The sequence below is a fragment of the Microvirga medicaginis genome, assembly GCF_052658925.1.
On sequence record NZ_JBQWEL010000002.1, the window covers coordinates 1 to 24,106 of the forward strand.

Below are 24,106 nucleotides of genomic sequence, written 5' to 3' on the forward strand. Positions count from 1 at the left end.
CGGCAGGATATCCGCGGCACTCATCGAAGACAGGTGTTTCACAGGCAAGCGCTCCCTCACGTTCTCAAGGGCTCTATTGCCCTTCTTCACCGTGAATATAGCGCCTTGACGATAGAGCCCAGTGGAAAAGAGCAGATGCTGCGTGATGAAATGCTCCTCGGAACAACGGCCGGTCTTCCTCCGTTCCGAGGAGCATTTTCATGACAGGGTCCGGTCATGTCCGACACGCCCAGCCCAACGCCGCCGCAACCCAATGTACCAAGCCCGGCGCCCCGGCCCTCCTGGCCTTCGGAGCCCCAGCGAGCCCATAGGCGTTCCGCCCGAGACGCCGAGCGAGGCGCCCAGCCCCGGTGAACGTGTGGGGGATTCCCCCATCCGGCCCACAGGAGTTCCCGACCGGCCCTTTAGGCCCTTAACCGTCGGCTCAAGATGTGCTTTGACGCAGGGCAGGATCACAGGAGTTCCTGCCCATGGATACCGGAAAGCCCTCGAATGCGGCCCAAATGGCCTCTCCCTCCTATCGCCTGGCCGCCCTCGATCAGGATTTTCTGCTGGGCGATACGATGCGGGGTGTCCGCTTCCAGCTGGAATATGCCAAGGCCGAGGAGGAGCTGCGCATCTGGGGCGTTCGCTCGACCATCGTCGTGTTTGGGAGCGCGCGCGTTCGCGAGGACGGTCCTGGGCGGCATCCTTACTGGTATGGAGAGGCCCGAGCCTTCGGAGCGATTGCCTCACAGCGCGGCGGCGCATTGACATCCAACGGCGGGCTGCGTGACAACGTTATTGCAACGGGTGGCGGACCGGGCATCATGGAGGCGGCCAATCGCGGCGCATCGGACGTTGGCGCACCTTCCATCGGCTTCAACATCACTCTGCCGCACGAGCAGGAGCCGAATCCCTACTCGACGCCGGATCTGACCTTCCGCTTTCACTACTTCGCCATGCGCAAGATGCATCTCGCCATGCGTGCCAATGCGCTGGTGGTGTTCCCTGGCGGGTTCGGAACGCTCGACGAGCTTTTCGAGATCCTCACTCTTCGCCAGACTGGCAAGGTTCCGGCTCTTCCGATCGTCCTCTTCGACAAGGCCTATTGGCGATCCATCATCAAATTCGACGCTCTGCTGGAGCACGGCATGGTGAGCGAGCACGATCGCAAACTCGTTCATTTTGCAGAAAGCGCAGAGGAGACCTGGGCGACCTTGGTTGAGAACGGACTCCTCGTCCCCGCCGCCTGAACTGATCCGGCCGGACCCATCCTCTCTATCCTGAATTGACAAAGCCAGCGCGCTTCGTATGTAATATGTCACATGGGGATTGCGATCTCCCCACGAGGCGACATGCCCAAGCATCGCATCCGCTCTAGACATTTACGGATGCTCCATGTCGTCGTTCAACACCATTTCGGTCGACAAACTCGCCCGCCTCATCGGCACTCCCAAGTGCCCCGTTCTCATCGATGTCTGCACGGATGAAGACTTTGCTGCCAATCCGCGCAGCGTGCCGGGCGCCATACGCCGCTCCCACAGCACAGTACCGGACTGGGCTCACGAATTTGCGGGACGCTCCGTCGTTGCGATTTGCGAGAAAGGCCTCAAGCTCAGCCATGGCGTAGCGGCATGGCTCCGCCATGAGGGGATTATCGCAGACGTTCTGGAGGGCGGCATTCAGGCCTGGTCACAGGCAGGGTTACCCATGGTGCCGAAAGCCGTGCTGCCGCCGCGCGATCCTCAAGGGCGCACCATATGGGTCACACGCTCGCGGCCTAAAATAGATCGCATCGCATGTCCTTGGCTCATCCGACGTTTCATCGACGCCAACGCTGTCTTCCTGTTCGTTCCAACGTCCGAAGTTCAAGCCGTTGCCGAGCGCTTTGGAGCCACGCCTTTCGACATCGAAGGTGAAGGGATTTTCTGGAGCCACCGAGGCGAGCTCTGCACCTTCGATGTCATGGTTCAGGAATTCGGCCTCACGACCGAACCGCTCCTCCGGCTCGCCACGATCGTCAGAGGAGCCGACACGGCGCGGCTTGATCTTGCACCTCAAGCATCTGGTCTGCTAGCGGCCTCCTTGGGTCTTTCCCGCATGTTTGCCGACGACCTTGCTCAACTTGAGGCCGGGCTCCTGCTATACGATGCGTTCTATCGCTGGTGCAGGGACGCAACGGACGAGACCCACAACTGGCCTTCGAAGAAGGCGGGAGCGTAAAATGCGCGTGACGGTGCAAAGCTCGGGCGCGAGCCGCTCCCGAAGATCCTCCTATCATGGCGTCTCCTTGAGCGAGGCCCTCCGGGTCTGGCTGCGTGTCGCTGCTCTGAGCTTCGGCGGACCTGCGGGGCAGATCGCAGTGATGCACCGCATCCTCGTCGAGGAGAAACGCTGGATTTCGGAAGAGCGCTTTCTGCACGCCCTCAACTACTGCATGCTTCTGCCCGGTCCCGAGGCGCAGCAGCTTGCGACCTATATCGGCTGGCTTATGCACCGCACCTTCGGCGGCCTGATGGCCGGTGGATTGTTCATCCTGCCGGGCATCGTCGCCATCATGGGCCTCAGCTGGATCTATGCGCTTTATGGCAATGTCGGTTTCGTCGCGGCCCTGTTCTTCGGGTTGAAGGCCGCCGTCTTGGCCATCGTTCTGGAAGCCGTGCTGCGCATCGGCAAACGCGCGCTGAAGAATAGTGTCATGATCGGACTTGCCGCCGCAGCCTTTGTGGCGATCTTCTTTCTCAGCGTACCCTTTCCCATCATTATTCTCGCCGCTGCTCTCATTGGTTTTGTCGGCGCGCGAGCTGGCCTGCCCTCCTTTATAGCGGCCAGCAATGGCGCAAGCCGCCAAGACGCATCCGTTGATTTGCTTGGTGACGAGCTTCCTGTTCACGCACGCCCGAACAACTGGCGCAGCCTTCGTGTGGCCGCTCTATGGCTTGCACTCTGGCTGGTGCCGGTCCTTGCGCTCCTGCTCACACACGGCATGGGCAATGTCTTCAGCCAGATCGCCTTGTTCTTCTCAAAGATGGCGATGGTGACATTCGGCGGCGCCTATGCGGTCTTGGCTTATGTCGCGCAGCAGGCTGTCGAGACTTATGGCTGGCTGAAACCCGGTGAGATGCTGGATGGTCTCGGCATGGCTGAAACGACGCCTGGGCCACTGATCATGGTGCTGCAATTCGTAGGCTTCATGGCGGCGTTCCGCGATCCGGGCACACTCCATCCGCTCGTCGCCGGAACGCTTGGCGGACTGCTTACCACCTGGGTGACGTTCACGCCCTGTTTCCTCTGGATCTTTCTCGGTGCGCCCTACATCGAGCTGCTGCGTGGCAAGAGCACTTTGAGCGGCGCGCTCTCCGCCATCACGGCGGCCGTGGTCGGAGTCATCCTCAATCTTGCGATCTGGTTCGGCATCCACACGATCTTTCGTGAGGTTCATGCCTTTACATGGGGTCCCATCGCCCTTGATGCGCCAGTATGGGAGAGCGTGAACATCTGGGCGCTCCTGCTCGCGGTGGCCGCCATCATTGCCATGTTCCGCTTCAAGCTCGGCATGCTGCCGACCCTGGCGGCCACATCTGCAGCCGGCATTGCTCTTTACGCAGCCGGAGCGATCTCCTGATCGCGAAAAGAGGGAGGCAGAATTCTGCCTCCCTCGTTGACAACTCAGGTCACAGACGAAATCTGCCCGCCATCGACACGCAGGATCGAACCCGTCATGAAGGAGGCCTTCTCACTGGCAAGGAACACGGCAGCAGCCGCGAATTCCTCGATCTCGCCATAGCGGCCCGCCGGGATGCCCGCGCGCGCGGTGGCAGCCACATCCTCGACGGAGCGGCCCGTGCGCTCGGCGTTTGCCGCATCGAGCTGCTTCAGGCGATCGGTTGCAATTCGGCCCGGCGCGATGGCGTTGACGGTCACGCCGGAGGCGGCCACCTCGCTTGCGAGCGTCTTGCCCCAGCCCACGAGGGCCGGTCGGATTGCATTGGAGATTGCGAGGTTCGGGATCGGCTGAATGACACCCGACGAGATCACCGAAATGATACGCCCGAATTTGCGCTCGATCATGCCCGGCAGCAACTGGTCTGCGATGCGCACGAGATTGACGAACATCGCGTCGAAAGACTGGCGCCATTGATCGGACGACACACCTTGAGCTTTGCCGGGGGGCGGACCACCACTGTTGAGCACGAGAATGTCAACGCCGCCGAATGCCGCTGCCACATCCTTGGCAAGGGCATCGACCTGATCGACCTTGCCCGTATCGCAAATGAAGGGCAGCACATCGCGGCCGATCTTGTCGGCAGCTGCCTTTGAGCCTTCCATGGTGCGGCTCGCGATGGCGACGCGCGCGCCTTCTTCCGCCAGCCCTTGAGCGATGCCGAAGCCTAGCCCCTTGCTCGCGCCGAGAACGAGCGCGCGCTTTCCTTCCAACCCTGTCTTCATGCTTTTCAGGCTCCTTGTTATTCCGAGCGTTCGATGCGCTGCATCAGCCAATCGATGTCCGAAACCGTCTCCGGGCTTAGCTTCGGTCCGGGCTTGCGCAACGTGTCGTGCGCGATGATGCCGCGTTTCTTCAGGACATACTTGCGGACGGCAAGACCCACGCCGGGCTGCGTCTCATAGCGCACCAGCGGAAGGTGGCGATCAAAGAGATCGTGCGCTTCCTTGCGCTTGCCCTGCTTGATCAGGTTGACGACGCCCACGAGCATCTCCGGATAGGCATAGCCCGTCATCGCGCCGTCGGCACCACGCTCCATCTCGAAGGGAAGGAACAGGCCGCCATTACCGCAGAGAATCGAGACGCGGCGCACTTCGCCCTTGTCGCTCGCGCGGCGCAGCGTCGTGATCTTGTCGAGACCCGGCCAATCCTCGTGCTTGAGCATGACGCAGGACAGGTTCTGCTCGATAATGCGCATGATCACCTTCGGCGTCATGACCACGTTCGTGGTGAGCGGGTAATCCTGGATCACGAAAGGCACATCAGTGCCGATAGCTTCTACCGCATCCGCATAGTAGGACACGATCTGATCGTCGGTCCTGAGCGTCGAGGGTGGCGCGATCATCACGCCTGCGGCACCCGCATCCATGGCTTTGGCGGCGAGAGCCGACATGGCGGCAAAACCTGCGGCCGACACGCCGACGATGACCGGAACACGTCCAGCCACGGCTTTCATGACCTGACGAACGAAGGCCTGCGACTCGTCGGCCGCGAGCTTGGGCGCCTCGCCCATGATGCCGAGGATCGTGAGGCCCGTGGCGCCGGCCTCGAGATAGGCTTCCACCATACGGTCGGTAGAGGCCATATCCAATCGTCCATCGCCCTCGAAGGGCGTGGGACAGATAACATAGACGCCGGCGGCAGAGCTCGTGAGCAAAGTTTCCTCCATGGAAGGGTTTTGTACCTGCCCTTTCCATACACGGACCTGTCGCCGAATGCACCGGTCATGTGGGCGAATGCCCCTCATGCCGGTGCATGGAAGGTATGTAGAAAATCCGGGGCCTCAAGCGCTGCCGACCCGCCTGGGGCATCGTGCGGACCCAGCGGGCCGCGCGAGCGAAAAGGGCCACGTCAGTGACCCGATGGGCCGCGTCAGCGAAAAGTAGATCCGTTTTTTCGCTAGCGCGATCCCTTGGGACGCATCAACGATGCGCAGCTTGAGAAAGGGATCATCAAAGGGGGACCAAAAGTGCAGATCCGCTTTCTCGTCCGATGCTCTAGTGCCGTCCAGATCCGCTCTTCTTGCCGCCACCTTCCTGCTTGTTGACGGTTGCCCAGGCACGCCGCTCGGCTTCCTTCTCCGAGATGCCGCGGCTTTCGTAGGATTCCTCGATATGCTCGGCTTTGCGCTTCTGCTTGTCCGTATAAGCCGACTTGTCACCGCGAGGCATGGTGCTCTCCTGTGGTTGAAATCGCCAAGCCGCCACCGACCGCCGAGAGCCAGTGACGCTTCCTTGTTTCAACCCCGAGCGCGACAGGAGGGTTCCAGGGTGCGCCCGTCAGCCGCTGTTGCGCAGGCCTGCTGCGATGCCATTGATGGAAAGGTGAATGCCCTGAACGACCTGCTCGTCCGCATCACCCAAACGGTGACGCTTCAACAGCTCGATCTGGAGGTGGTTCAGCGGATCGAGATAAGGGAAGCGGTTGCGGATGGAACGTGCCAGCAGTGGGTTCTTATCAAGCAGAGTTTGCTGCTCCATGATGACCAGCAGCGTCTTGATTGAATCCTCCCACTCGCGTCTCAAGCGCGGGAAGATGGCTTCTCGCAGGGCTTCGTCCTCCACGAGCTTGGAATAACGCGAGGCGATGGCGATGTTGCTCTTGGCGAGCACCATGTCCATGTTCGACAAGAGCGCCTGGAAGAAGGGCCACTCGCGATACATCTCCTGCAGCAGCGCAAGTCCCGTATCCGGGTGCTTCTCCAGAAAGGCATCGACGGCGGAGCCGAAGCCGTACCAGCCCGGCAGCATGAGGCGGCACTGCGCCCAGCCGAACACCCAGGGAATTGCGCGCAGGTCCTCGATACGGCGTGAATTCGTACGAGAGGCCGGGCGGCTGCCGATGTTGAGATGGGCAATCTCGCCGATCACCGTTGATTCCCAGAAATAGCGCTCGAAGCCCTCTGTTTCGTAGACGAGGGCGCGATAGGCCTTGTAGGCGCTCTCCGAGAGTTCCTCCATCGCCTTGAGATACTCGTCGCGCGGCGCCGATCGATCCGAATGAAGCAGGGAGGCTTCCAGAGTCGCAGCCGCAAGGATTTCCAGATTGCGCCGTCCAAGATCGGGGTTCGAGTATTTGCCCGCGATCACTTCGCCCTGTTCGGTGATGCGGATCGCACCCTGCACGGCTCCGCCCGGCTGCGCGAGTATCGCCTGATAGCTTGGGCCGCCACCACGGCCGACGGAGCCACCACGGCCATGGAAGAGGCGCAAGCCAACGCCATGCCGCTTGAACACATCAACAAGCTCAGTCTCAGCCTTGTAGAGCTCCCAGCCTGACGTAAGATAGCCCCCGTCCTTGTTGCTGTCGGAATAGCCGAGCATCACCTCCTGAGCCTGGCCACGGCTGCGCAAGAGGCGCATGTAGTCGGGCAAAGCAAAAAGAGCATCCATGACACGGCTGCAGTTCCGCAGGTCCGCGATGGTCTCGAAGAGCGGGATGATATTGACGGCCGTCGCCCCTTCGCGCGGACGCAAAAGACCAGCTTCCTTCAGAAGAAGCGCAACTTCCAAAATGTCGGAGGGATCGCTCGCCTTGGAGATCACATAGTTCGGCACGGCTGCCTGCCCGTAGCGCCGATGCGCTTCAGCCGCCTCATGGACGATGGCGAGTTCCTTAGCCGTCTCCTCCGAGTATTCGAGATAAGGTGAGGTCAGGAGGCGTGGCGTCCTGAGTTCTTCGAGAAGCAGCGCAACACGCTTCTCTTCCGGGAGTGTCTCATAAGCCGTTCCCGGAACGGCTTTCTCGAACAATTCAGCGACAACCCGCTGATGCACGTCTGAGTTCTGACGCAGATCGAGGCTTGCGAGATGGAAGCCGAAGACATCGACCGCGCGGCGCAAGCGGCGCAGGCGTCCACGCGCGAGTGACCCGGAGCCGTTTGAAACCAGCGAACGGTGAAGCACCGAGAGATCGCCTAAAAATTCCTCCACGCTGCCATAGGCCGGAGCCTCGCCCACCGCGTGGCGCGCCACATCGCCATGGCCGAAGCTGATGGCCGTTGCCGCGAGGCGAGCATACATGCCCGAGATCGCCCGGCGATAGGGCTCGTCCTGCCGGTGAGGAGAGATATCCGGCGAGGCTTTCGCCAGATCGCGAACCTGTTCGGAGACATTCACGTAGCGCTCATCAAGCGACAGCTCGCCACCGAGGCAGTGCAGCTCTTCCAGATAGAAACCAAGGGCGTGCTTGCTCTGCAAGAGAAGCGCCTGCTTGAGCGCATCCGCCGTCACAAAGGGATTGCCGTCACGGTCGCCGCCGATCCAGCTGCCCATGCGCAGAAAAGAGGGGATCTCGACACTCTGCCAGACGGGATTCATGGCTGCGAGCTGGTCCTCCAGCGAGGCATAGACGCGCGGCAGCTCCTTGAAGAAAGTGTAATCATAATAGGACAGGCCGTTCACGACCTCGTCGATCACCTTCAGGCGATTGCGGCGTAGAATGCTCGTTTGCCACAGAGTCAGAACGGCCCGGCGAATACCCTCCTCGGTCGCGGCCTCTTCCTCAGGCGTCAGCTCGTAGCGATCGCGCTGGGCGAGGATCTGGGAGATCTCCATCTCACGATCAATGGTGCTCTTGCGGCGCACTTCGGTCGGATGCGCGGTCAGCACCGGCACGACCAAGGCTGATGCAAAGAAAGCCTGCATTGTGGCCTGACTGACGCTGGCCTCCTGAGCAAGCTTCAGAGCCCGTGCAAGGGTGCCCTCGCGCGGCTCGGGCGCGGCCATGGCATGCGCGCCCGCCATGGCATGGGCTCGGGACCGGCGCACGTGGTGCTGGTCTTCGGCGAGGTTCGCCAGGTGAGAGAAATAGCTGTAGGCGCGGATGATCTGGTTTGTACGGCCACGCGAGAGGCTGTTCAGGATCGTCTCGAGCTCCTTGCGGGCCGCCTCATCCTCATCCCGGTGGAAGCGGATCGAGGTCTGGCGGATGCGCTCCACGATCTCGTATACCGCCTCGCCTTCCTGCTCGCGGATCGTATCGCCGAGAAGCCGGCCCAGGAGCCGAATATCGTCGCGTAATGGAAGATCCTTTTCAGGCGTGACGTCGGGATTGATCAAGGACAAGGGGCTGACTCCCGCTCGGACAAATTGTGCGATGCGAGATAATGCCCGATCTCCCCCTGACGGCAAGTATCTTCTTAAATTCCACTCCCAACCGCCCAACGGCTTGGATCCGGGCCCTGACCGATCAAAGCGAGGCCGTAGGCGATGGACTCGAACTGGTCGGCCGAGGTCAGCCTCTCCTCCCCGAAGCGCTCGACGAAGAGGCGGCGGATGGCAGGGACGAAAGAGGTGCCGCCGGTGAGGAAGACCTTGTCGATCTCAGAGGCCGAAACACCGGAATTGGCGAGCGCCTCGTCCACGGTCCCGGCAATACGCCTGACATCCTCCGCGATCCAGCCTTCGAAATCGGCGCGGGTGATGCACGCCCTGATATCGACGCTTTCGCCCTTGAAGTGGAACTCCGTCTCCTCGTGGCGCGACAGAGCCACCTTCGCAGCGGACACCGCGCGATAAAGGGCAAAGCCCAGATCATACTCGATGATGTCGATGAACTTTTCCAGCGGCTCGGGTTCAAGCGCCACCTTGGCGAGTTCGCGCAGCTCCTTCAAATCGCCGCTGCTCTTCATCATCGCGAGCTGGTTCCAACGCGCGAAATTGGCATAGTAGTGGTTGGGAATCGACAGAGTCTTTCCCATGGAGCGATAGAGCCCGCCCTTCCCGAGCCGAGGTGAAACCACGTGATCGACGATGCGGTAATCGAAGGCGTCACCCGCGATACCGATGCCTGAATGCCCCAACGGCTCGGCACGTAGAATGCCCTTGTGGCGCGAAAAGCGCATGATGGAGAAGTCGCTGGTGCCGCCGCCGAAATCCGCGACCAGAACGGTCGAGTCGTGATTGAGCTGCCGCGCATAGAAGAAGGCGGCGCCGACCGGCTCATAGACATAGCGCGCGTGATCGGCGCCGAGCTTGCCGAAAGCGGCTCGGTAGCGCTGCATGGCAAGGTCGTCATCGGGGTTGTACCCCGCGAACTGCACCGGGCGACCGATGACCACATTCGGCACGCCCCAATCGAGCCGCGCGCCGCCATGCCGCACGAGGGTGCGCAAGAAGGTGCTCAACAGATCCTCAAAGCGATACCGGTCACGGAAGATGCGGGTTTCCTGAAACGTCGCGCTGGCGGCGAAGGTCTTGAAGGACTGGATGAAGCGGTGAGGATCCAGGCCCTCCAGGAACTGCTCGATCGCCCAGGGGCCACCCTCGACCTGGGTGCGCAGGCCATTGCCGTGGCGCTCATCCCAGAAGCAGAGGGCCGTGACATAGACTTTAAGGTGCTCCCCGCCATGGTCGAAGGTCAGCGCCTCGACGTGCCCGCGCGAATCGGCAACCGCGACCACCGTATTGCTGGTGCCGAAATCGATACCAATGGAAAGATCGTGGGAAGCGGACATGGGAAAACCGGCGAACTTTGGCTGAAGGGCCGGACGGTCTATACGCCTTGGCCTGAAGAGCCAAGAGGTTTTTCGAGGAATCTTTGCCTCGCCCTTCCCATGGGGCAGTGCGACCCCGGGGCTGGGGATAGGCCGTTGACCCGGAGGGCTCGCGCACCGTAGAAGCCGCGCCTTAGCTTATTGCGGAGACGTCCATGCTATCCATCGGTCAGCGCATTGCAAACGAACTCAATGTGCAGGAGTGGCAGGTCAAGGCGGCCATCGAATTGCTCGATGGCGGCGCGACCGTGCCCTTCATCGCGCGCTACCGCAAGGAAGTCACCGGAACGCTCGACGACGCTCAGCTGCGCACCCTTGAGGAGCGTCTGCGCTACCTGCGCGAGCTGGAAGACCGCCGCAAGACGATCCTCGACAGCATTCGCGAGCAGGGCAAGCTCACCGACGAGCTGGCGCTGCAGATCAACAATGCCGACACGAAGGCGCGCCTGGAAGACTTGTATCTTCCTTACAAGCCCAAGCGCCGCACCAAGGCCCAGATCGCCAAGGAGGCAGGTCTTGAACCTCTCGCCGACCTGATCCTCGCCGAACCCCAGCGCGAGCCGAAGGAGGCGGCCGCCGCTTTCGCCAATGCCGAGAAAGAGATAGCAACTCCTGAAGCGGCTTTGGAAGGCGCGCGCGCCATCCTCGTTGAGCGCTTCGCGGAAAACGCGGAACTTCTGGGTGCCTTGCGCGAGATCTACTGGGAGCGCGGCAGCCTGACGTCCAAGGTCCGCGACGGCAAGCGGACGGATGGCGCGAAATTCGCCGATTATTTCGATTTTGCGGAGCCGCTCACCAAGCTCCCCTCGCACCGCATTCTCGCGCTCTTCCGCGGCGAGAAGGAGGAAATCCTCGACCTGCGGATGGAAGAGGACAAGGACGCGGCAGAGCCCGGCTATGTCAGCCGCTACGAGGGCCGCACGGCACTTGCCTTCAACATCACCGATCAGGGCCGCCCGGGCGACAAGTGGCTTCTCGATACGGTGCGTTGGGCCTGGCGTACGAAGCTGCGTTTCTCCATCGAACTCGACATGAAAATGAAGCTCTGGCAGCTTGCCGAGGACGAAGCCGTGAAGGTCTTCGCCGGCAACCTGCGCGATCTTCTGCTCGCAGCTCCCGCCGGCACACGCCCGACGCTCGGGCTCGACCCGGGCTATCGCACGGGCGTGAAGGTCGCCGTAGTAGACGCTACGGGCAAAGTCGTTGCGACTGACACGATCTACCCGCACGAGCCGAAGCGCCAGTGGGATGAATCCATCGCGACGCTCGCTCGCCTCTGCCGCGTGCACAAGGTGGAACTCATCGCCATCGGCAATGGCACCGCCTCGCGTGAGACCGACAAGCTCGCGGGCGAGCTGGTGACCAAGCACCCGGACCTGAAGCTCACGAAGATCATGGTCTCGGAAGCAGGCGCCTCCGTCTATTCGGCTTCCGCTTATGCCAGCCAGGAACTGCCTGATCTCGATGTCTCGCTGCGCGGTGCGGTCTCAATCGCGCGTCGTTTGCAGGATCCTCTCGCGGAGCTCGTGAAGATCGACCCCAAATCCATCGGCGTCGGCCAGTACCAGCATGATCTCGCCGAATACAAGCTTTCGCGCTCTCTTGATGCGGTGGTGGAAGACTGCGTGAACGCGGTGGGCGTTGATCTCAACACCGCCTCCGCTCCGCTTCTATCACGCGTCTCGGGTCTCGGCGAATGGGTGGCGAAGAACATCGTCGAGCACCGCAACGTCAAAGGCCCCTTCAAGACGCGCAAGGCGCTGAGCGACGTGCCGGGCCTCGGCCCGAAGACCTTCGAGCAGGCCGCGGGCTTCCTCCGTATTCCAAACGGGGACGATCCGCTCGATGCCTCCGGCGTTCACCCGGAAGCCTATCCCGTCGTACGCCGCATTCTCGAAACGACGAAGAGTGACATCAAGGTTCTGATCGGCAATGGCGGCGTGCTGAAGAGGCTCAAGCCTGAGAGCTTCACGGACGAGAAGTTCGGCGTACCGACCGTAAAGGATATCCTCACTGAGCTCGAAAAGCCGGGCCGCGATCCGCGCCCCGAGTTCAAGACCGCCACCTTCATGGAAGGTGTCGAGAAAATCGGCGACCTGAAGCCGGGCATGATGCTGGAAGGTGTGGTGACGAACGTTGCCGCTTTCGGCGCCTTCGTCGATATCGGCGTTCACCAGGATGGCCTCGTGCACATCTCAGCTCTGTCGGACACCTTCGTGAAAGATCCGCGCGACGTGGTGAAGCCCGGCGACATCGTGAAAGTGAAGGTTCTCGAGGTCGATATTCCGCGCAAGCGCATTTCGCTGACGATGCGCATGAGCGACCCTGCGGAGAAACGCCCGGCTGGCCGCTCCGACGAGAACCGGGGTGCTTTCCAGAAGCATCGTTCTCAGGCAGAGAAAAAATCGACGACTTCAGCAGGCTCGGCAGCGTCTGGGGGTGCCTTGGCGGATGCTCTGCGTCGTGCCGGAATGGCATCCTCGGTGAAGGACAAGGACACGCGTCGCTGATCGCTTCTGATGGAGGGGCGGCGAGTATCATTATCGCACGAGAGCGAGGCACTCTCCTCTCATGCGATCTTCGCCTGTATTGGCAGATCAATCATCCTTGAATCTGTCTTATCCTTGAAGGCAAGGACGCTCTCCGACGGACCTGTGCTTGAGCGCCTCACCTGGGCCGTTTCGCTGATACGAATGGCGAAGGTTGTGGCATTTTTCGAGCAGCAAGCATGACGTCCGCGCTAAACCCAGACTAGGATGTCATGCGTTGTCGCACTCAACCGTCAACAATGTTCATCCCGCCGCGGGATCCGCCTGGCTCATCAAGTTCTGAACCGTGCGAGGCCAAAAGAGGAGATATCGATCGTACTTTTCCCATCGACGACGCATTGCGCGGCGACCTCGCCGATGGCTGCGGAATGTTTGAATCCGTGCCCCGAACAGGGAGAGACCACGAGGATCCGATCATTCTCGGGATGTCGATCGATCAGGAAGTTGGAATCAGGAGTAACAGTATAAAGACAGGTCACGGCGCGCTGAGCGTGAGGTCTCAAGCCCTGGACGCGACCTGCCAGGTGCTCGCTGCGCATGGCCGCGGATTCAGCGGGAGTGACGGTCCGCTCGATCTCATCGGGATGAACGAACGCATCATATTGTTCACCGGCTGTCTTGATGGCGTTGCTGCCGTTCAAGGATGGGAAACCGTAGAAGAAATCATTCGGGCTTGAACCATGCGACCAGATGAAGACCGGGCTCTTGGCCCAATGCTTCGCATAATCAGGATCGACCTCGAACCAGTGCATCACTTGGCGGCTGGGTGCGAGCAACCGCGTGAAAGGAGCTCCCAGCAGCGACGGCGCCCAGGATCCGGCGGAGATAATGGCCTGTGCAGCCAAGAGTTCGCCCTGCTCTGTGACGACCCGCACGCCGTCGCCATCTGATGCAACGGAGAGCACGCGTGTTCCAAGTTGCGTCATGGCTCCGAGAGCACGTGCGCGCTCCAATTGGACGGCAACGCAGCGTTCGGGATTGAGATAGCCTCCGCCTGGCTCGAAATAACCAATCTCGTCCTCGCGCAGCGTGAATTGCGGATACCGACGGCGGATCTCCGCCGCATCCAGCATCTCGTGAGGGATGCTGTAGGCAATCGCCGCCTTCTGCGTGCGCGCCAGGAATGCCGCCCGGATCGTGCCGTTGGAAACAGGGGTTGCCGTTTCTATGATCAGGCATCCGTTCTGCGTAAGAAGTCGCTGGCCTGTCTCAGCCTCCAACTCTTGCCAGATCTCGTTGGATCGTAGCGCAAGCGGCACATAGACCTCGCCTTCGCCGATGGCCTGACGGGTGATCCGCGTCTCGCCGTGCGTCGAACCCTGGTCATGAGGCGGGGCGAAGCGGTCGATACCGATAGCCCTCACGCCTCGCTTGGCCAGTTGGTAGAGGGCGGCAGAGCCCATGGCACCGAGTCCGATGACGGCAACATCACAAGTTTGGGGGAGGCTCATTGCACGCGAGATCCAAAGTTTTTTCTAATCCAAACAGAATCGGAGCTCTGCCGCAAGGGCATGCCGGCATGCCCCTGGCCCAGTCCTCATCTTGTGCCGCGCCGTGAACTGCTCTAGAACCCATTCTGTCTCACGGGGAGCCTCATACGAGGCTGAGAGGTGGCTGGGCCGCCGACCCGTCGAACCTGATCCGGGTCATGCCGGCGGAGGGAATGAGCATGCGACATCGCAGAGAAAGCTGCGCCCCGTGCGAGTTGTGCCGCCAACCCGGCTTGCATCATGCATGGGAGCAACCTTGATGTTACGCCGCCTTCTTCTCACACTTGCCTCGCTCTGCCTGGCAACGAATGTCGCTTTCGCACAGAGTAAGCCCGTTCTGACGGTCTACACCTACAGCTCGTTTGCCGGAAAGTACGGTCCGGGCAAAACGGTCAAGGAGCGCTTTGAGGCCACCTGTGGCTGTGAGCTCAACTGGGTGACCGCGGAAGATGCGGGCAGCCTTGTCGGACGCCTGCGCCTCGAAGGTAACGATACGAAGGCCGATGTCGTGGTCGGCCTCGACATGAACCTTGCGGCTGAAGCCAAGGCGCTCAGCCTCTTTGCGCCCCATGGGGCGGACGTGAAGGACCTGTCCCTTCCGATCTCCTGGAATGACGACACCTTCATCCCCTTCGACTGGGGTTATTACGCCTTTGTCTACGATGCCAACAAGCTCCCCAATCCGCCTAAGAGCCTTAAGGAACTCGTCGAGAACCCCAACGGTCCGAAAGTGGTGCTGCAGGATCCGCGCACGAGTGCGCCGGGCCTCGGCCTGCTGCTCTGGATGCAGAAGGTCTATGGCGACAAGGCAGGTGAGGCCTGGGCGCAGCTGAAGCCGCGCATCGTGACCTTCACGAAGGGATGGTCGGAGGCCTATGGCCTGTTCCTGAAAGGCGAAGCCGATATGGTGATGTCCTACACGACGTCGCCGGCCTATCACATCTCCGTGGAGAAGAAGGACAACTACAAGGCCGCCTCTTTCACGGAAGGGCACTACCTGCACGTCGAGCTTGCAGGCATGACGCGCACATCGAAGCAGCCGGAGCTTGCCAAGAAGTTCATGGCGTTTGTGCTGAGTGAGCCTTTCCAGTCCGCCATGCCCGAAGGCAACTGGATGATGCCGGCCAAGAATCCGGCATCGGGGCTGCCCGCCTCCTTCAGGGATCTTATACAGCCTCAGAAGGCCTTGCTGTTCACGCCGGAGGAAGTGCAGCAGAACCGCCGCGCCTTCACTGACGCTTGGCTCAACGCCACCGCGCGCTGACGCATCATCATGACGAGAAAGCCGCCTCATCCTGGAAGTCTCGTGGCCTTTGCCATCGTGGCTCTGGTTGTAAGCGGCTTTCTCGCTCTTGCGACTGTCGGTGGAGGGGAGCCTGCGTTTTTCTCCATCGGTCCCTATCTGTGGCGTATCCTTGCTTTCTCCATCATCCAGGCCACGCTTTCGACCATTCTCTCACTTGTGCTCGGAACTGCCCTGGCGCTTGCGCTGGCCCGCCGCCGCTTTCCGGCACGCGACATGGTTCTGGCACTCCTGGGCACCACGATGGTGATCCCCACCATCGTCGCCGTCTTTGCGGTTTTTGCCGTTTACGGGCGCAGCGGATGGATTGCCGACATGCTGCCTTTTCTCGGATGGAAAGGCAGCTTCAGCATCTTCGGCTATCCCGGCATTCTCATTGCGCATGTATTCCTGAATGCCCCCTTCGTGGCACGCATTCTTCTCGATTCGTTGAGCCTTGTGCCTGCGGAACATTGGCGTCTTGCGTCGGCTTTCGGATTCACACCCGCACAGATCTTCCGCCATCTCGACTGGCCCGTTCTGCGCGCGGAACTGTCGGGTCTGGCAGGGCTCGTGTTCCTGCTGTGCTTCAAGAGCTTCGCCATCGTGCTGGCGCTCGGCGGAGGGCCGAGCCGGTCCACTCTCGAAGTCGCTATCTATGAAGCGCTCAAGATCGACCTCGATTTTGGCCGTGCGGCCTGGCTCTCCCTGATCCAACTGGTCATCTGCCTGACACTGACCGGTCTTCTCAACTGGGCTCTGAAGAGACCTCCCACGGCTCACACCATCCGAGGCCTGATCCAGCGTCCCGATGCACGAGACGGACGCTTGAAGATCTTCGACATTGTCATCCTGACGACAGGAACGCTTTTCATCGCCCCTCTCGCTCTGAGCCTGCTGAGCGGACTGAGCCATATCGCCAATGTCGTCGACGCCGATCTTCTGCAGGCCTTCATCACGAGCATCGTGATTGCCGTCGTTGCTGCAGCGATTGCCTGCGTTCTCGCGCTTGCGCTCGCGTCCGCCGCGCGGCGCTGGCGCGTCGTCCTGCGCTCTCCTCGCATCGCTGCCTTCTATGACTTTCTCCCCAATACACTCCTCGCCGTGCCGCCTTTCGCGCTGACAGCGGGACTGTTTCTCATGGCGAGGCAGTTTGCCGATCCTTCATCGATCGGGATCGTTCTTCTGCCACTCATTAACGGGTTGGCCGCCATTCCCTTTGCCTATCGCTCCCTCGCTCCTCGCCTTCTGACAGCGGAAGAGCGCTATGGCCGCGTGGCTGCTTCGCTTGGCATCACTGGCTTGAACAAGCTCACTATTATGGACTGGCCTTTGCTCAGGCGCCCCTTCGGTGCGGCCTTTGCATTGGCCATGGCGCTCTCGTTCGGCGATTTTGGCATCATCGCTCTATTCGGCGGCCAGGAACTCATCACCCTGCCCTATCTTCTGTTCGAGAATCTGGGGGCGTATCGGCTCGACGAAGCATCGGCCATTGGCCTTTTCATCGTGCTCGTCGCCTTTCTCCTCGCTCATGTTTCAGGTCGCTTGTCCCATGCTGGTAATTGAGAACTGCCGCCTCACCTGGCCCGACTTTTCGGCCGACTACACCATGAGCGTGGAGAGCGGCGCGCTTTGCGCCGTTATCGGCCCGTCGGGCGGTGGAAAGACCACCTTGCTGCACATGATCGCAGGCTTCGAGACGCCGGAGAGCGGTACGCTCACCTTCGGCGGAGTGGACTTGCTGCCGCTCGAACCGGCGAAGCGTCCTGCGGCCATCGTGTTTCAGGACCACAATCTCTTCCCGCACCTGACGGCTGCACAGAACGTCGCTCTGGGCATTCGCCCCTCGCTCCGCATGTCCAACGATGAGCAAGCTCTCATCGAAGAGATGCTCGAATCCGTAGGTTTGAAGGGTTTCGGTGCGCGAAAGCCCGGCGAAATGTCGGGCGGACAGCGGCAGCGCGTGGCGCTGGCGCGTGCACTCGTGTCGGGCCGTCCGCTGATTCTGCTCGACGAGCCCTTCAGCAGCCTCGATCCAGGTTTGCGCCGGGACATGGTCCAGCTTGTCGGCGAACTGCGCCGGAAACGTCCCGTCACCATCCTCATGACGATCCACACGCCCGAAGATGTGGCCGATCTGGCCGATCAGATGGTCTTCGTCGCCGATGGCAGAGTGATCGCCTCCGATAGCCCCTCCGCCATCCTCCACGGCTCCCTCGCGCCAAGAATCGCCGCTGCGGTTTCCAATACCTGAAGCGCACGAGAGGTCTTCGGCCTCAAGTGACCTCATACTGGTATCGCCAGAAAATTCGCTAATCTCCTGGTCCAGTTCTGGTCCAGCATCGTTTTCACGATGATCATTTCATTTTGCCTTCCTGCTTCGGACATTGCCGCTGAAAGCCTGGGTATGGATTTATCGTACCTCTTCCCGAACTGGATATTAAGTGGCATTATTAAGGTTTGATGGCTCGCGACCCTGAGAACTCCTTTTCCCATGAATAATCCCCTTTTCCTCGGCATCGATAGCGGCGGGACGAAATGCCGGGCGCGGCTTCGAGATGCCGATGGCGCCTTGCTGGGAGAAGGAACGGGTGGCCCATCGAATATTCGCCTCGATCCCGATCTGGTCTGGAATTCCATTCTGACGGCCTGCCGTGAAGCGCTGGCCCAAGCCGGATTGCAGGAAGATGATCTCAAGACAATCCATGCCGGCATGGGGGCGGCTGGCGCAGGGCAGGCAAGCGCCGTCGAGCGGCTTCTCTCCCGCCCCTCCCCCTTCGCCTCTTTCACCATCGATACGGATGCGCACACCGCTTGGCTTGGCGCCTTCAATGGTGGCGATGGCGCCATCCTGATTCTGGGCACGGGCTCCTGCGGCTACGGCGGCGTTGGCGGACAGTGCCGCTACGTCGGCGGCTGGGGCTTCGAGATTTCCGACGAAGGCAGCGGAGCCGCCCTGGGGCGCGATCTCCTGCGCCGCTGCGTCTGGGCGCACGACGGGCGGATCCCTTCCACCCCTCTCTCCGACGCCCTTCTGGCCGAATTCAGCAACGATCTCGAAGTGCTGGTTGATTGGGTCGGCAATGCACGCCCCGGCGACTATGCCCGCTATGCGCCGCTGGTGTTCGAATATGCCAACCGGTGCGATCCGCTGGGCATCGCCTTAGTTGAGGCTTCAGCTGCGGGCGCCACGCGCATCGCGACGCGCCTGCTCGAACTCGGCGCACCGGCCCTGTGCCTGTTCGGCGGCTTGGCGGAGCCTTTGAGGCCCTGGCTGCCGCCGCCGGTTCAGCAAACGATCGTGCCGCCTCAGGCGGATGCCTTGGATGGGGCCATTCTTCTGGGGCGGAAGGCCTCGTCGCGGAGGCAGCCATGAGTGACCACGCCACTCCAGCTCTTGCTCTTCCGCTGGATGAGACCAATCCCACGCCGCTCTATCTCCAGCTTCAGCAATCCATCGAGGATGCTGTCCGCAAAGGCTCGCTGAAAGCAGACGACGCCCTTCCCGGCGAGCGCGATCTCGCCAAGCAACTCGGCATCTCGCGCGTAACCGTGCGCAAGGCCATTACCGGGCTGGTGAAGAAGGGCGTGCTCGTTCAGCGCTGGGGGTCGGGCACCTTCATCGCGTCGCAGATGCGCCTGGAACAGCCGCTCTCGCGTCTGTCGAGCTTCACGGACGATATGTCCGCGCGAGGTCTGCAATCTTCCGCCATTCTGTTGAACCGCTCCACTGGCCAGGCTTCGCCCGATGAGCTCATGGCGCTGGGCCTCTCTCCCGGCGAAAGCGTGAGCCGCGTCAATCGTTTGCGCATGGCCAACGACATTCCCATGGCCATCGAACATGCGGTGATCCCGTCCCGCTTCCTGCCGGACCCCAGCTTGGTGAAGCAATCGCTTTACGCTGCGCTGCATGAACAAGGTTATATGCCGACCCGCGCCCTGCAGCGGCTTCATGCGGTGCTGCTGAACGAGGAACAGGCGACCCTGCTCCACGTTCCACCCCAGAGCCCTGCCCTTTACATCGAGCGCCGCTCGTTCACGGCTACGGGCGAAGTCGTCGAGTTCACCTCGTCCTATTACCGGGGCGATGCCTATGATTTCGTGGCCGAGCTGACCATCAGCCCGCCCGAGCGGATGCCACATGATGATGCCTGATTCGAATCCTTCCATGACCGCCATGTTGAGCGAGGCCCGCGAAGCTCCGCAGGTGGTGGCGCGCCTGCTCGCCAGCAATGCGGCCCTGTGCCGTGACCTCGGCGAGCGCCTTCGTCGGTCCCCCCCGCCGTTTGCCGTCACCTGCGCGCGCGGCAGCTCGGACAATGCTGCGACCTTCGTCAAATACCTGCTCGAGATTCATTCAGGTCTCGTCACCGCCTCTGTAGGCCCCTCCGTGACATCGGTGTATGAGGCTCGCCCTCGCATGCGCGATGCGTTGTTTCTCGCCGTCTCGCAATCGGGCCGCAGCCCGGATATTCTCAATCTTGCGCAGGCCGGCCGCGACGATGGCGCATTGACGGTGGCTCTCGTCAATGACACCACATCGCCCCTGGCCTCGACCTGCGAGGTCGTGCTGCCGCTCCATGCGGGGCCAGAAAAAAGTGTTGCGGCGACAAAGTCATTCATCGCAGCGCTCGCCGCAGGCTTCCAGCTGGTGGCGCACTGGTCGCAGGACCAGGAGCTGCTTGCAGCCCTCGATACCTTGCCGGATATCCTCGCCAAGGCTGCTGACATCGACTGGTCGGCGGCGCTTCCTGAACTGTCTCAAGCCAACAATCTCTTCGTCGTCGGGCGCGGTGTCGGTTTCGCCGTCGCACAGGAAGCGGCACTCAAGCTGAAGGAGACGTCAGGCGTTCATGCAGAAGCCATGAGTGCAGCCGAGCTCATGCATGGTCCATGGACCCTGGCAGGCGATCACTTCCCCATCCTTGTCTTGAGCCAGCGCGACGAGACCCTGAGCGGTGTGAATGATCTCGTCACCAAGCTCAACGAACAGGGCGTTCCTGTCGTCGTCGCGGGTGCAGCCGAAGGGCCTGCGACCGTCCTGCTGCCCTCAGTCGAGAATGTGCACCCCTACCTTGCTCCGATCGCCATGATCCAGAGCTTCTATCCCCTCGTGAATGCCATTGCCCTGGCGCGCGGCCGCAATCCGGACAACCCACCGCGCCTGCGCAAAGTGACGGAGACGGTTTGATGCCGATTGCCCTGACAGGTGCCCGCGTCTTCGATGGCACGCATATGCTCGAAGGCCGCGCCGTCGTCATCGAGAACGGCCGCATCATTGCCGTCCCGCAAGAGCGGGATCTCGGCGCCGGGATCCGCCGACGTGCGGTGGCAGGTCTGCTTGCGCCAGGCTTCATTGACGTGCAGGTGAATGGCGGTGGCGGCGTGCTGTTCAACGATATGCGCAGTGTGGAAGGTCTCAAGACCATCGCCGCCGCGCATCGCAGATACGGCACCACAGGTCTTCTGCCCACCTTCATCACCGATACGCGAGAGAAGATGGCAGAGGCTGTCGAGGCCATGCGATCAGCGCTCTTCATGCGCATCCCAGGCGTGCTCGGCATCCACATCGAAGGCCCTTTCATCAGCCCTGAACGGAAAGGCGTGCACAACCCGTCTTTCATCAGGGCGATGGAGGAAGAAGATCTCGATATGCTGCGCTCTCTGAAAGATGGCTGCACTCTTGTGACGCTGGCTCCTGAGCGCAACAGCATGGAAACCATCGCCAAGCTGGCCGCTGCGGGCGTTCTCGTCTGTGCAGGCCATACGGCAAGCGATTACGACACGGTGACAGAAGCGATCCGCCATGGTCTCCGGGGCTTCACGCATCTCTATAATGCCATGCCGCCGCTCGCCGGACGCGATCCAGGACCGGTAGGCGCTGCGCTCGACAATCGCGACACGTGGTGCGGATTCATCGTCGATGGCCATCACGTCAGCGACGCATCCTTGCGTCTGGCTATCGCCGCCAAAGGCACTGAGCGAATGATGATCGTGACGGATGCCATGGCCGTCACCGGAACGGACATGAAGAGTTTCGATCTCCATGGCCGTACGATCTATCGCAAGGACGGCCGGCTCACAACGGAGGATGGAACGCTCGCGGGCTCGGACCTCGACATGGCAAGTGCCGTGCGAAATTCTGTGGAACGGCTTGGCCTTAGCCTGTCCGACGTGCTGCGCATGGCGTCTCTGGTGCCGGCAACCTTCTTGAGATTGGATCGCGAACTCGGACGCATCGCTCCGGGCTTCCGCGCCGACCTCGTTCTGCTCGACGAAGGCCTCCATGTGCAGGAGACCTGGATCGGTGGCGAGAGCCTCTCTTAAGCCGCTGCCTCCTTCTCGTAGAAGACGAAACTGCGATTGCGCCCCGCAAATTCGCGCTCATAGTTACGCGTGACGCGCCATCCGTGGCGCTCATAGAAACGGCGCGCTCCGTGGTTGTCGCGGAAGCACTCCAGGCTTGTCCCACCTCGCTCTTCCGCCGCGTCGAGAAGCCGGGCCCCGCCCCCCTGCCCGCTGACAGCAGGGTCCATGAAAAGCATGTCGATATGGCCATCGGTCATCAGCAGGAAGCCGGCGATCTTGCCATTTTGCTCTGCAAGCAACATGCGCTCATACGATGAGCGGAAGCGCTCGGCGAAGAAGGCGGCATTGCGGGCTGCGAGCACCTCCGGCTCGAGGATCGTTGCGAAGGCTGCGCAGTAAGATCTTTCGGCCACCCCAGCCAGAGCCGGAATATCTTCAACACTCGCTGGCCGCACGATCACGACTGACCTCTCAGGCGCGGATCAAGGGTGTCACGCAAGGCATCACCGAGAAGATTGAAGCCGAATGAGAGGAAAAGGATTGCAAATCCGGCAAAGATCGCGCTCCAGGGCGAGAGCATGAGGAAGTTGCGGCCTTCGGAGAGCATCAATCCGAGCGAGGGCGTCGGCGGTTGCGTGCCGAGGCCAAGGAACGAGAGCGAGGCCTCCACCAGGATCGCGGCGGAGAGCAGAAGGCTCGTCTGCACGAGGATGACGGAGGCCAGGTTCGGCAGGATGTGCAGGAAGATGATGCGCGCGTCCGATGCGCCGATGGCCCTTGCTCCGGCCACGAATTCGCTTTCGCAGAGAACCAGCGCCGGACCGCGCAGGAGCCGCGCGAAGATCGGCGTATAGACCACCGCGATAGCTGCCGCCGCGCTGTAGGTATGAGGGCCCAGCGCGGCGATGATGCCGATGGCAAGCAGCATCACCGGAAAAGCAAAGAGCACGTCCATGATGCGCATGATGATGCGGTCGAGCCAGCCGCGATAATAGGCTGCCATCAGACCAAGAGTCCCGCCGGCGAGCAGGGCGATGCCGACGGCAAGCACGCAGGCGATGAGCGACGTGCGATAGCCATAGAGAATGCGTGTCAGAACATCGCGTCCCAGCTGATCGGTGCCGAGCCAGTTGAGTTCGGTCGGGCCTCTCAGGCGGCGTGCCACGCTCTGCGCCATCGGGTCGTAAGGCGCAAGGAGTGGGGCGCCAACGGCAAGGACGATCTGGATCACCACCAGCAGCACGGCGAAGGTGAGGAGCTTGTTCTTGGTCAGAGATCGCACGGCTCAGGCCCTCACCCGCGGGTCAACGAGAATGTAGAGGAAGTCGACCAGGAAGTTCACGATGACAAAGCCTGCCGTCACGACGAGGATCGTCGCCTGAATCAGCGGATAGTTGCGCTCGGCAATAGCGCCGAGGATCAATCGGCCGAGGCCCGGAATCGCGAATACCTGTTCCACCACGATGGCGCCGCCGAGGAGATACCCGGTCATGATGCCGACGCTCGTGAGAAAGGGGATGAGTGCATTGCGCAGAGCATGCTTGTAAACCACGCGCCGCTCCGGCAGGCCCTTGGCGCGGGCTGTGCGGATGTAATCCTGCCCCAGGGCATCAAGCATGGCCGAGCGCACGAGGCGTGAGAGATTGGCAAGGATCGGAAGAGCCAGAGCGATGGACGGCAGCAGCATGCGTTGAAGATTGCCGATAGGGTCTTCAGAGAACGGCACATAGCCGAGCGATGCGAAACTCGGCGCCCAGGCGGAGAGCAGAAGAATCATGACGATCCCAAGCCAGAAGGACGGGATCGTGAGACCTGCAATAGCGCCGATGCGCATGGCGACATCAGCCGCACCGCCGCGCGTCTGCGCCATAAGACAGCCGATGGGGACCGCGAGAATCGCACCCATGACGAGCGCCAGGAAGGTGAGCTCGAGCGTCGGCCAGAGGTGTATGAAGATTTCGGTTGCGACCGGGCGACCGGTCCAGAGCGAGGTGCCGAAGTCGCCGTGAAGTGCTGCTCCAGCCCAGAGCAGATACTGCTCGATGATCGGGCGGTCGAGACCAACGCGCCGGTTAAGTTCCGCCATGCGCTCCGGTGTGATCTCGGTATTCGCGCCCAGCATGATCGCAACCGCATCGCCCGGGATCAGGCGGATCATCAGGAACACGATAACCGAAACGCCGAAGAGAACGATAACGAGGTCGATGAGACGCGCGAGCAGAACTCGATTCATCAGGACCAGCCCTTCAAAAAGGAGAGCGCCGGCGCATGCAA

Annotated in this window: 20 protein-coding genes, 1 pseudogene and 1 riboswitch; of the genes and pseudogenes, 12 read left to right on the plus strand and 9 right to left on the minus strand. The window is 61.5% G+C overall.

The features are described from left to right. From ACUXUR_RS03100 to chrA, 4 genes are all read left to right on the plus strand, one after another. Positions 1-204 (plus strand): hypothetical protein (locus ACUXUR_RS03100; protein WP_445500881.1); only part of this gene is annotated, 204 nt, incomplete at its 5' end. Between the two features lie 266 nt (positions 205-470). Further along, complete coding sequence (locus tag ACUXUR_RS03105; RefSeq protein ID WP_445500882.1) at positions 471-1,235, plus strand: LOG family protein; 765 nt, start codon at positions 471-473, stop codon at positions 1,233-1,235. A 145-nt stretch (positions 1,236-1,380) separates the two neighbouring features. Next, positions 1,381-2,205 carry a chromate resistance protein ChrB domain-containing protein gene (locus ACUXUR_RS03110; RefSeq protein WP_445500883.1) on the plus strand — a complete coding sequence of 275 codons (825 nt, stop codon included), beginning with the start codon at positions 1,381-1,383 and terminating at the stop codon, positions 2,203-2,205. Between the two features lies 1 nt (position 2,206). After that, on the plus strand, positions 2,207-3,607 hold the full coding sequence (chrA, locus tag ACUXUR_RS03115) for a chromate efflux transporter (RefSeq protein ID WP_445500884.1): 1,401 nt from the start codon (positions 2,207-2,209) through the stop codon (positions 3,605-3,607). Positions 3,608-3,651: 44 nt separating this feature from the next. On the opposite strand, the gene ACUXUR_RS03120 is transcribed toward chrA, so the two are convergent. The 5 genes and pseudogenes from ACUXUR_RS03120 to ACUXUR_RS03140 form a co-directional block, all read right to left on the minus strand. Beyond that, positions 3,652-4,431, minus strand: a complete 780-nt coding sequence (locus ACUXUR_RS03120) for an SDR family oxidoreductase (RefSeq protein ID WP_445500885.1) — start codon at positions 4,429-4,431, stop codon at positions 3,652-3,654. Between the two features lie 17 nt (positions 4,432-4,448). Then, the gene (locus ACUXUR_RS03125) at positions 4,449-5,375 is read right to left on the minus strand and encodes a dihydrodipicolinate synthase family protein (protein ID WP_445500886.1); all 927 of its coding nucleotides are present in this window, start codon (positions 5,373-5,375) and stop codon (positions 4,449-4,451) included. Positions 5,376-5,709: 334 nt separating this feature from the next. After that, positions 5,710-5,877, minus strand: a pseudogene (locus ACUXUR_RS03130) (plasmid stabilization protein); the annotation flags it as partial. Positions 5,878-5,985: 108 nt separating this feature from the next. After that, positions 5,986-8,772 carry a phosphoenolpyruvate carboxylase gene (gene ppc / locus ACUXUR_RS03135; protein WP_445500887.1) on the minus strand — a complete coding sequence of 929 codons (2,787 nt, stop codon included), beginning with the start codon at positions 8,770-8,772 and terminating at the stop codon, positions 5,986-5,988. Positions 8,773-8,846: 74 nt separating this feature from the next. Further along, the gene (locus tag ACUXUR_RS03140; protein ID WP_445500888.1) at positions 8,847-10,163 is read right to left on the minus strand and encodes an Hsp70 family protein; all 1,317 of its coding nucleotides are present in this window, start codon (positions 10,161-10,163) and stop codon (positions 8,847-8,849) included. Between the two features lie 194 nt (positions 10,164-10,357). Here ACUXUR_RS03140 and ACUXUR_RS03145 point away from each other — a divergent pair, with 194 nt between their 5' ends. After that, a complete protein-coding gene (locus tag ACUXUR_RS03145; RefSeq protein WP_445500889.1) occupies positions 10,358-12,712 on the plus strand; it encodes a Tex family protein in 2,355 nt (784 codons plus the stop codon). Between the two features lie 311 nt (positions 12,713-13,023). Here the strand turns inward: ACUXUR_RS03145 and solA are convergent, their stop codons facing one another. After that, positions 13,024-14,202 (minus strand): N-methyl-L-tryptophan oxidase, encoded by a 1,179-nt coding sequence (solA, locus tag ACUXUR_RS03150; RefSeq protein ID WP_445500890.1) that lies wholly within the window; start codon positions 14,200-14,202, stop codon positions 13,024-13,026. 123 nt (positions 14,203-14,325) lie between these two features. Next, positions 14,326-14,432: riboswitch (TPP riboswitch) on the plus strand. Between the two features lie 68 nt (positions 14,433-14,500). Here solA and thiB point away from each other — a divergent pair. From thiB to nagA, 7 genes are all read left to right on the plus strand, one after another. After that, positions 14,501-15,505: a thiamine ABC transporter substrate binding subunit gene (gene thiB, locus ACUXUR_RS03155; RefSeq protein WP_445500891.1), complete on the plus strand. Its 1,005-nt coding sequence runs from the start codon at positions 14,501-14,503 to the stop codon at positions 15,503-15,505. 9 nt (positions 15,506-15,514) lie between these two features. Further along, positions 15,515-17,089 carry an ABC transporter permease subunit gene (locus ACUXUR_RS03160; RefSeq protein WP_445500892.1) on the plus strand — a complete coding sequence of 525 codons (1,575 nt, stop codon included), beginning with the start codon at positions 15,515-15,517 and terminating at the stop codon, positions 17,087-17,089. Then, positions 17,076-17,777 carry a thiamine ABC transporter ATP-binding protein gene (locus ACUXUR_RS03165; protein ID WP_445500893.1) on the plus strand — a complete coding sequence of 234 codons (702 nt, stop codon included), beginning with the start codon at positions 17,076-17,078 and terminating at the stop codon, positions 17,775-17,777. Before ACUXUR_RS03160 ends, ACUXUR_RS03165 begins: the two co-directional genes overlap by 14 nt. A 240-nt stretch (positions 17,778-18,017) precedes the next feature. Continuing rightward, positions 18,018-18,899 (plus strand): glucosamine kinase nucleotide-binding domain-containing protein, encoded by an 882-nt coding sequence (locus ACUXUR_RS03170; protein ID WP_445500894.1) that lies wholly within the window; start codon positions 18,018-18,020, stop codon positions 18,897-18,899. Then, complete coding sequence (locus ACUXUR_RS03175; protein WP_445500895.1) at positions 18,896-19,678, plus strand: GntR family transcriptional regulator; 783 nt, start codon at positions 18,896-18,898, stop codon at positions 19,676-19,678. Before ACUXUR_RS03170 ends, ACUXUR_RS03175 begins: the two co-directional genes overlap by 4 nt. Continuing rightward, positions 19,665-20,714 carry an SIS domain-containing protein gene (locus ACUXUR_RS03180; protein ID WP_445500896.1) on the plus strand — a complete coding sequence of 350 codons (1,050 nt, stop codon included), beginning with the start codon at positions 19,665-19,667 and terminating at the stop codon, positions 20,712-20,714. The genes ACUXUR_RS03175 and ACUXUR_RS03180 overlap by 14 nt, the downstream gene beginning before the upstream one ends. Further along, positions 20,714-21,850, plus strand: a complete 1,137-nt coding sequence (gene nagA, locus ACUXUR_RS03185) for an N-acetylglucosamine-6-phosphate deacetylase (protein ID WP_445500897.1) — start codon at positions 20,714-20,716, stop codon at positions 21,848-21,850. The genes ACUXUR_RS03180 and nagA overlap by 1 nt, the downstream gene beginning before the upstream one ends. Here the strand turns inward: nagA and ACUXUR_RS03190 are convergent. From ACUXUR_RS03190 to ACUXUR_RS03200, 3 genes are read right to left on the minus strand one after another with little or no spacing between them, the layout of a single operon-like run. After that, on the minus strand, positions 21,847-22,293 hold the full coding sequence (locus ACUXUR_RS03190) for a GNAT family N-acetyltransferase (protein WP_445500898.1): 447 nt from the start codon (positions 22,291-22,293) through the stop codon (positions 21,847-21,849). The genes nagA and ACUXUR_RS03190 overlap by 4 nt on opposite strands. Beyond that, entirely contained in the window at positions 22,290-23,114 is an 825-nt protein-coding gene (locus tag ACUXUR_RS03195) for an ABC transporter permease (protein WP_445500899.1), read from the minus strand. Before ACUXUR_RS03195 ends, ACUXUR_RS03190 begins: the two co-directional genes overlap by 4 nt. A gap of 3 nt (positions 23,115-23,117) precedes the next feature. Next, a complete protein-coding gene (locus tag ACUXUR_RS03200; RefSeq protein ID WP_445500900.1) occupies positions 23,118-24,065 on the minus strand; it encodes an ABC transporter permease in 948 nt (315 codons plus the stop codon). Positions 24,066-24,106: the final 41 nt, after the last annotated feature.